A 6,404-nucleotide genomic window follows, 5' to 3' on the forward strand; every position below is an offset into this window, starting at 1 on the left:
TCTATTCAGAGGGTATCCACAAGGTCGGCGTCGACCGCATCGTCGCCGAGGCCCAGGTGACGCGGGCGACGCTGTACCGGCACTTCCCCGGCAAGGAGGACCTCGTTCTGGCTTACCTTGAGCAGACCGATCGTTCGTTCCGCAGACGGACCGAACAAGCCGTGGCCGCCGGGCTGTCGGCCGACGAGACCATCCGGGCCCTCAGCCGGTCGATCGCCGCCGGCATCCAGTCTCCCGGCTTCCGGGGCTGCGCCTTCCTGAACGCCGTGGCCGAGTATCCCGACCCCGCCTCGCCGGTGCACCAGGCCACACTGGCCCACCGGCAATGGTTCCTGGAAACCATTACGGCCCTGCTGGCCCAGATCCGGGAGACGGGGGTGGAACAGGCCGCCCGGCACTTCGTCATGATCCGCGACGGCGCCATGGCCGCCGGCTGCCTGTTCGATCCGGCCCTGGTCAGTGAGACGTTCCTGCACGGGGTGGACAGGCTGCTGGACATCTCCGCCGAGCATGACCACCTCGGCCCGGCGGCCCGGTGAACGCCTGGCTCTCCCGCACATGGCGCAGGCACCACGAAACGGCGAAGTTCCTGACGGTCGGCGCCGTCTGCTTTCTCGCGACGGCCTGCGTCAACTACACCCTCAAACTGACCGTGCTGCACGAGAAACCGGTCACGGCCCTCGCGATCGCCAACATTCTGAGCACGATGTTGTCGTACGTCCTGAACCGCGAGTGGTCGTTCCGTCATCGCGGCGGCCGCGCGCCTCATCATGAAGCGGCATTGTTCTTCACCATCAGCGCCGCCGGCATCGCACTGACCCTTGTTCCGCTCGGCGTCTCCCGCTACGTGCTGATGCTGCGATCCCCGGAGGTCAGCCGGCCGGTCCAGGAGGCGGCCGACTTCCTCAGCGGCATTATCCTCGGCACGCTGATCGCCCTGTGCTTCCGCCTCTGGGCGTTCCGCCGGTTCGTCTTCCCGCACCAGCGGGAACGCCTCGAGCAGCCCACTCCCCCGGCACCGGCAGCGTCCCGATCGTCACGATCTTGAAGGAAAGAACGTTCGTTCTGCTAAAGTGAGCGCATGATCCGCATCCTCGTCGCCGGAGACCAGCCCCTCGTCCGCACCGGCATCCGCACGATCCTCGACCACGAGGCCGGCCTGGATGTGGTGGGTGAGGCCCCGGAGAGCGGCCCCGAGGTGATCGAGCAGAGCCGGACTCTGCGCCCGGACGTCGTACTCGTGGACGCTCAGACGCCGGCGGCCCCGACGCTTGACTCGATCCGCGAGCTGGTCTGCCGCGAACACCCCGGCGAGCAGGCACCGCGCGTGCTGGTCCTGGCGTCCTTCGACTGCGACGACCTGCTGTACGCGACGCTGCACGCCGGAGCGAGCGGCCTGCTGGTGAAGGACTGCGAGCCGGACGAGCTGGTCCGGGCCGTTCACGCGGTGGCCGGCCACGAGGCGCCACTGTCGCCGAGCATCGCCAAGCGGCTCATCACGAGCCTGATCACGAGCGGCAACCGTCCGGACCCCGCCGCACCGGGCGTCCTGGACGTGCTGACCTCCCGGGAACGGGAGGTGCTACGGCTGCTGGTCACCGGCCGCTCCAACGCCGAGATCGCTTCCTTCCTGTTCATCTCCGAGCAGACCGCCAAGACCCACGTACGCCGGGTGCTCAACAAGCTCAAGCTGCGCGACCGCGTCCACGCCGTCGTCTTCGGCTACGAGAACGGCGTGGTCGTCGCCGGCCGGCCTCCGTCCTGACAAGTGTCCCAGGGCGAGTGCCCGGGACGAGACAGGATCGAAGTGAACGCCGGGCCTGCGGCGTTCGTCGCATGACAAGTGATCGATTCGCAGAACAAGAGCCATTCGCTCCGACGATGGCGCCGCACGGCGGCCTCCGCGGCGGCGGCCGGGCTGCTGGCCACCACGGCCACGCCCGCCCAAGCGGCACCGCGGCACCCCGCACCGGCAAGGACCGGCCTGACCTCACTCGTCGGGTTGTCGGCCGAGCGGATCCTGCTCGCCGACAAGGTCGCGGCGGCGAAATTCGGCACCAGCACGCCGATCGAGGATCCCGTACGCGAGCAGCAGGTGCTGGATCAGGCGGCCGCACTGGCCGCGGAGGCAGGCGTCGACGCCGGGGACGCGGTCGAGTTCTTCCGGGCGCAGATCGAGGTGAGCAAGGTCGTCCAGCGCGGACTCCACGACCTGTGGACCAAGCACCCGGAGCTGGCCCCCACCGAGCGTCCCGACCTGGCCACCGAGGTCCGCCCGCAACTGGACCGCATCACCGTCTCTTTCATCGAGCAGCTCGCTGCCACCACGGATCTGCGCGGCCCGAACCTGCGGTGCTTCGTCTCCCTGCTCGGCGCCGAGGCCACGGCCGGCACCCGCTACCACCTCGATTCCCTGCACGAGCGGGCCCTGCGGGGCGCGGTGCAACCGATATGTGAGGCCTGACCGCCCCGGCACCCGGGCCCCGCTGAGACTGGTCCGGCGGGGCCTGGGGAGCGGGTGCGCTGCGGCCCCATGCCGCCGTGAGAATCATCACCGCAATTGCCCCAGTACGATTCTCGGCCCGAATCGCGTCGTCAATCGGTGGTCCCTGACGCGCGGCGCCTTGATAAGAGCCGCGGAACCGGCCACCGGAGGCGCATTGTCCGACGACGTTCACCGGACCCTTTCCGTTCACGCCATTGTGCCGTCCGCACGGGCCGTTAGCCATTTCCCGCGGGCCGTAGCAGAATGGATTTGTGCCCTCATCGAGGCACCTCGGAACACGTGAATCAGGAGCGCGGAAATGCCGACCATTCGCATCACCCAGACGACACTTGTCACGCCGGAGCAATTTGCCGCGGCGATCACCCATTTCGGGCCGGGGCGCTCGAAAATGTTCGACAACACCTCGGACGAATTCCTCCAGGTGCATGCGATCGGAGCCACCTCGGCCGACGTCACCGAGGGCAACAAGGGGGGCTGGGAGCGGCTGCACTACGACTGGTCGAACCCGCGCCGGATCACGATGACCACGACCGACTCCAACCTCTGGGGCGGCGCCTCGTCGCACGTCTACGAGCTCACCCCGCAAAGTGACGGCACGACCCGCCTGGACGCGACCATCGTCCGCGAGGGCAAGAACTTCGGGGGGCGCCTGGCCGGCCTGCTGGTCGGCACCGTGGGGAAGGGTGTGTTCGCCAAGTCGCTGCGCAACCTGGTCCAGGAGGTCGAAGTGCAGGCCGGCGTACGCGGCTGAGGCACCTCCGCATCAGCGCACAGCGAAAGCCCCCGCCGAATCAGCGGGGGCTTTCACCGGTCGGTGCGGAAGTGACGCCCGGGGGCCGGCGGTGGGTGGGCGGTCGCCGGCGTGCAGAGGCTTCGAAGTCCTTCACCGAGCCGTCTCCCGGTCAGTTGGCCTTGGCGGTGCGGCCGAGCCGGATCGCGGCGATGAGGAAGAAGATGGCACCGGGGATGGCGTAGGCGGCGGCCTGGTTCAGCATCGGGTCGTCGGCGCCGGCGCTGGCGATGAAGTTCCCGCCGGCCAGCACCGAGATGGCGCCACTGATGATCATCGGCCACTGACCGCCCATGGCCCGGCGGCGGATGCCGACAGCGAGCTGGATCGCGCCGGCCACGACCGCCCACGCGCCCCACACCCGCAGCATCGCCGGGATGCCCGAGGCCGCGCCGGCGCCCAGGCCGATGGCCGCGAGCAGGCTGACAACCATGTTCACGTACAGCAACGCCGGCGAGCCGGTCGACTTCGACGAGCGCATGTCGTAGATGGCGGCACCCACGTCGAACAGCGGGTAGAGCACGAACAGCGTCACCGACAGGGCGTTGACATCCTTGGCGGTGGCGATGGTCACGCCGGCCCAGACGATGGCGAAGGCGAACCGGATGAAGTACAGCCGCCGCAGCGCGGACGCGGTCTGCGAGAGGCCGGGGGATACAGCAACAGTGCTCACGGGAGACCCTTCATGGCAACAAGAAGATCGAACGTTCTGTCCTTAGCAGGATGCCGTCCGCATGGAGGCCTGTCAAGACGGAACGTTCTATTTACTTAGCTTCAAGTGGGGAGCGACGGTTGTCGCCCCGATCAGTGGAGCTGTTGAACTTGGCGAGGAGCCCGGTCAGGGTGCGGATGTCCACGTCCGCCCAGGCGCCGAGCCGGTCACGCAGGCGCCGGCCGCGCTCGGCCCGCGCCCGCGCGACACGGTGACGGCCCTCGTCGGTGAGAGCCACGACGTGAGCCCGGCCGTCCTCCGGCGACGGCAGCCGCTCGATCAGGCCGTGGGACTCCAGCGCCTGCAGCTGGCGCGACATCGTGCTCAGCACTACAGCGGCGTACTCGGCGAGCTCCGTCGTCCGGTGCGGGCCGTGCCGGTCGAGCCGGAGCAGCAGACCGTACTCCGCCGGCGTGAGCCCGGACGGCGCGTCGGCACCGGCCGCGGCCAGGAGGGCGCGATGCCGGCGGACCAGGACGGCTATCTCGTGCTCCAGGTCCGCGATGGCGTCGGTGTCAGTGATCATCGCGTACCGCGTTCGAGGTCCGCAGCGGAACTTCGCGGATGAACACCACGCACACCAGCGCGACCAGGGCGAGCGGTGCCGCGTACAGGAAGAGGTTGCCGGCGGCGTGCCCGAAAGCGCCCTCGACCACGGCCCTGATCGGTGCCGGCAGGTCGGCCGGGCGGGAGACCGACGAACCGCCCCCGGTGGCGGGGATGCCCAGCTGGGTCAGGCCGTCGGAGGTGTACCGGCTGACCTGCGAGGCCAGGACCGCTCCCAGGGCCGAGACGCCGATCGTGCCGCCCAGTGAGCGGAAGAACGCGACCGAGGAGCTGGCCGCACCGAGCTCGCGCGGGCTCACCTGGTTCTGCACGGCCAGGACCAGGTTCTGCAAGGTGGTGCCCAGCCCGAAGCCGAGCAGGGCCATGCCGATCGCCAGTTGCCAGTACGCGGTGTCGTCGCGGGTCAGGCCCAGCACCGCGAGGCCGACGCCGACCAGCAGCGAGCCCGCGACCAGGATCGGCTTCCAGCGGCCGGTGGCGCTGATGATCCGGCCCCCGATCGTGGAGGCCACGGCCAGGCTCAGGATCAGCGGCAGCGCGAGAACGCCGGCCTGTGCGGCCGACTTGCCCTCGGCGAGCTGGAAGAACTGGCTCAGGAACGTCGACCCGGCGTACAGCGCGATGCCGATGACGAGGCTGGCCACGATGGCCAGGTTGATGGTGCGGGAGCGGAACAGCCACAACGGCAGCACCGGGTCCTTGGCCCGCCGCTCGACGAGCACGAATGCGACGGCCAGCAGGACGGTGCCGCCGACCAGGGCCGCGGTCTGCCAGGAGAGCCAGGCGTACTTGTCGCCGGCGAACGTCACCCAGATCAGCAGCAGCGAGGCGGCCACCGTCAGCAGTGACGTCCCGGCCCAGTCGACGCGGACGGGCCGCTTGACCACGGGCAGTTTCAGGGTGCGCTGCAGCACGATCAGCGCCGCGATGGCGAACGGCACCCCGACGAAGAAGCACCAGCGCCAGCCGAGCCAGTCGGTGTCGACGATGAAGCCGCCGATCAGCGGCCCGGCGCTGGTCCCGACCGCGAGCACCGCGCCGAAATAACCGGAGTAGCGGCCGAGCTCCCGCGGCGGGATCATCGTCGCGATGATCACCTGGATCAGCGCGAGGAGGCCGCCGGCGCCGATGCCCTGCACCGCGCGGGCCGCGATGAGCAGACCCGCGTCGGTCGCGAGACCGGACAGCACCGACCCGGCGGTGAAGATGATCAGACCGAGCTGGATGAGCAGCTTCTTGCTGATCAGGTCGGCCAGTTTGCCCCAGACCGGGGCGGACACCGTCATGGTCAGCAGGGTCGCGATGATGACCCAGGTGTAGACGCTCTGCCCCGCGTGCAGGTCGGCCACGATGGTGGGCAGAGCGTTGGTGACGATCGTCGACGACAGGATCGCGACGAAGATGCCGAGGTAAAGGCCGGTCAGCGCTTCCCGGATCTGGGTCCGGGTCATCGGCGCGGCGCCGGGGCCGGCCGTGTCGTCGACGACGGTCATGGGTCCTCCCTGTTCCTGCTCTCGCGAGCTCAGCGGCCGTAGGTCTCCAGCAGGCGCAGCCACACCTCGCTGACCGTCGGGAACGCCGGCACCGCGTGCCAGAGCCGATCGATGGGCACCTCACCGGCCACCGCGATGGTCGCGGCATGAATCAGCTCGGCCACATCCAGCCCGACCAGGGTGAACCCGACGATCACCTTGCGGTCCTCATCGACCACCATCCGGGCCTGACCCTGATAACCCTCGGCGTGCAACACCGAGCCGGACACCGCGCCCAGGTCGTAGTCCACGACCCGGATGTTCAGCCCCGCCTTGTCCGCCGCCGCCGCGGTCAAC

At 69.4% G+C, this 6,404-nt stretch carries 8 protein-coding genes and 1 pseudogene; 5 read left to right on the top strand and 4 right to left on the bottom strand.

Going from position 1 to position 6,404, the window contains the following annotated elements; genetic code table 11:
* From RBH18_RS42495 to RBH18_RS42515, 5 genes are all read left to right on the top strand, one after another.
* Nucleotides 1-539, top strand: a 539-nt coding sequence (locus RBH18_RS42495; protein WP_306216195.1) for a TetR/AcrR family transcriptional regulator, incomplete at its 5' end; no start/stop codon positions are given.
* Nucleotides 536-1,048, top strand: coding sequence for a GtrA family protein (locus RBH18_RS42500; RefSeq protein WP_306216196.1), 513 nt, complete (start codon nt 536-538; stop codon nt 1,046-1,048). The genes RBH18_RS42495 and RBH18_RS42500, both read left to right, overlap by 4 nt.
* A gap of 33 nt (nt 1,049-1,081) precedes the next feature.
* The gene (locus tag RBH18_RS42505) at nt 1,082-1,765 is read left to right on the top strand and encodes a LuxR C-terminal-related transcriptional regulator (RefSeq protein ID WP_306216197.1); all 684 of its coding nucleotides are present in this window, start codon (nt 1,082-1,084) and stop codon (nt 1,763-1,765) included.
* Nucleotides 1,766-1,843: 78 nt separating this feature from the next.
* On the top strand, nt 1,844-2,464 hold the full coding sequence (gene aroQ / locus RBH18_RS42510; protein ID WP_306216198.1) for a gamma subclass chorismate mutase AroQ: 621 nt from the start codon (nt 1,844-1,846) through the stop codon (nt 2,462-2,464).
* Nucleotides 2,465-2,804: 340 nt separating this feature from the next.
* A complete protein-coding gene (locus tag RBH18_RS42515; protein WP_306216199.1) occupies nt 2,805-3,257 on the top strand; it encodes a hypothetical protein in 453 nt (150 codons plus the stop codon).
* A gap of 151 nt (nt 3,258-3,408) precedes the next feature.
* On the opposite strand, the gene RBH18_RS42520 is transcribed toward RBH18_RS42515, so the two are convergent.
* The 4 genes and pseudogenes from RBH18_RS42520 to RBH18_RS42535 all read right to left on the bottom strand — a co-directional run.
* Nucleotides 3,409-3,969, bottom strand: a complete 561-nt coding sequence (locus RBH18_RS42520) for a hypothetical protein (RefSeq protein WP_306216200.1) — start codon at nt 3,967-3,969, stop codon at nt 3,409-3,411.
* Between the two features lie 91 nt (nt 3,970-4,060).
* Nucleotides 4,061-4,534 (bottom strand): MarR family winged helix-turn-helix transcriptional regulator, encoded by a 474-nt coding sequence (locus RBH18_RS42525; protein WP_306216201.1) that lies wholly within the window; start codon nt 4,532-4,534, stop codon nt 4,061-4,063.
* Complete coding sequence (locus RBH18_RS42530) at nt 4,524-6,068, bottom strand: MDR family MFS transporter (protein WP_306216202.1); 1,545 nt, start codon at nt 6,066-6,068, stop codon at nt 4,524-4,526. Before RBH18_RS42530 ends, RBH18_RS42525 begins: the two co-directional genes overlap by 11 nt.
* 29 nt (nt 6,069-6,097) lie before the next feature.
* A pseudogene (locus tag RBH18_RS42535) lies at nt 6,098-6,404 on the bottom strand (pyridine nucleotide-disulfide oxidoreductase); the annotation flags it as partial.

Origin of the sequence: Actinoplanes oryzae, assembly GCF_030757795.1 — a bacterium.
Taxonomy (GTDB): domain Bacteria; phylum Actinomycetota; class Actinomycetes; order Mycobacteriales; family Micromonosporaceae; genus Actinoplanes.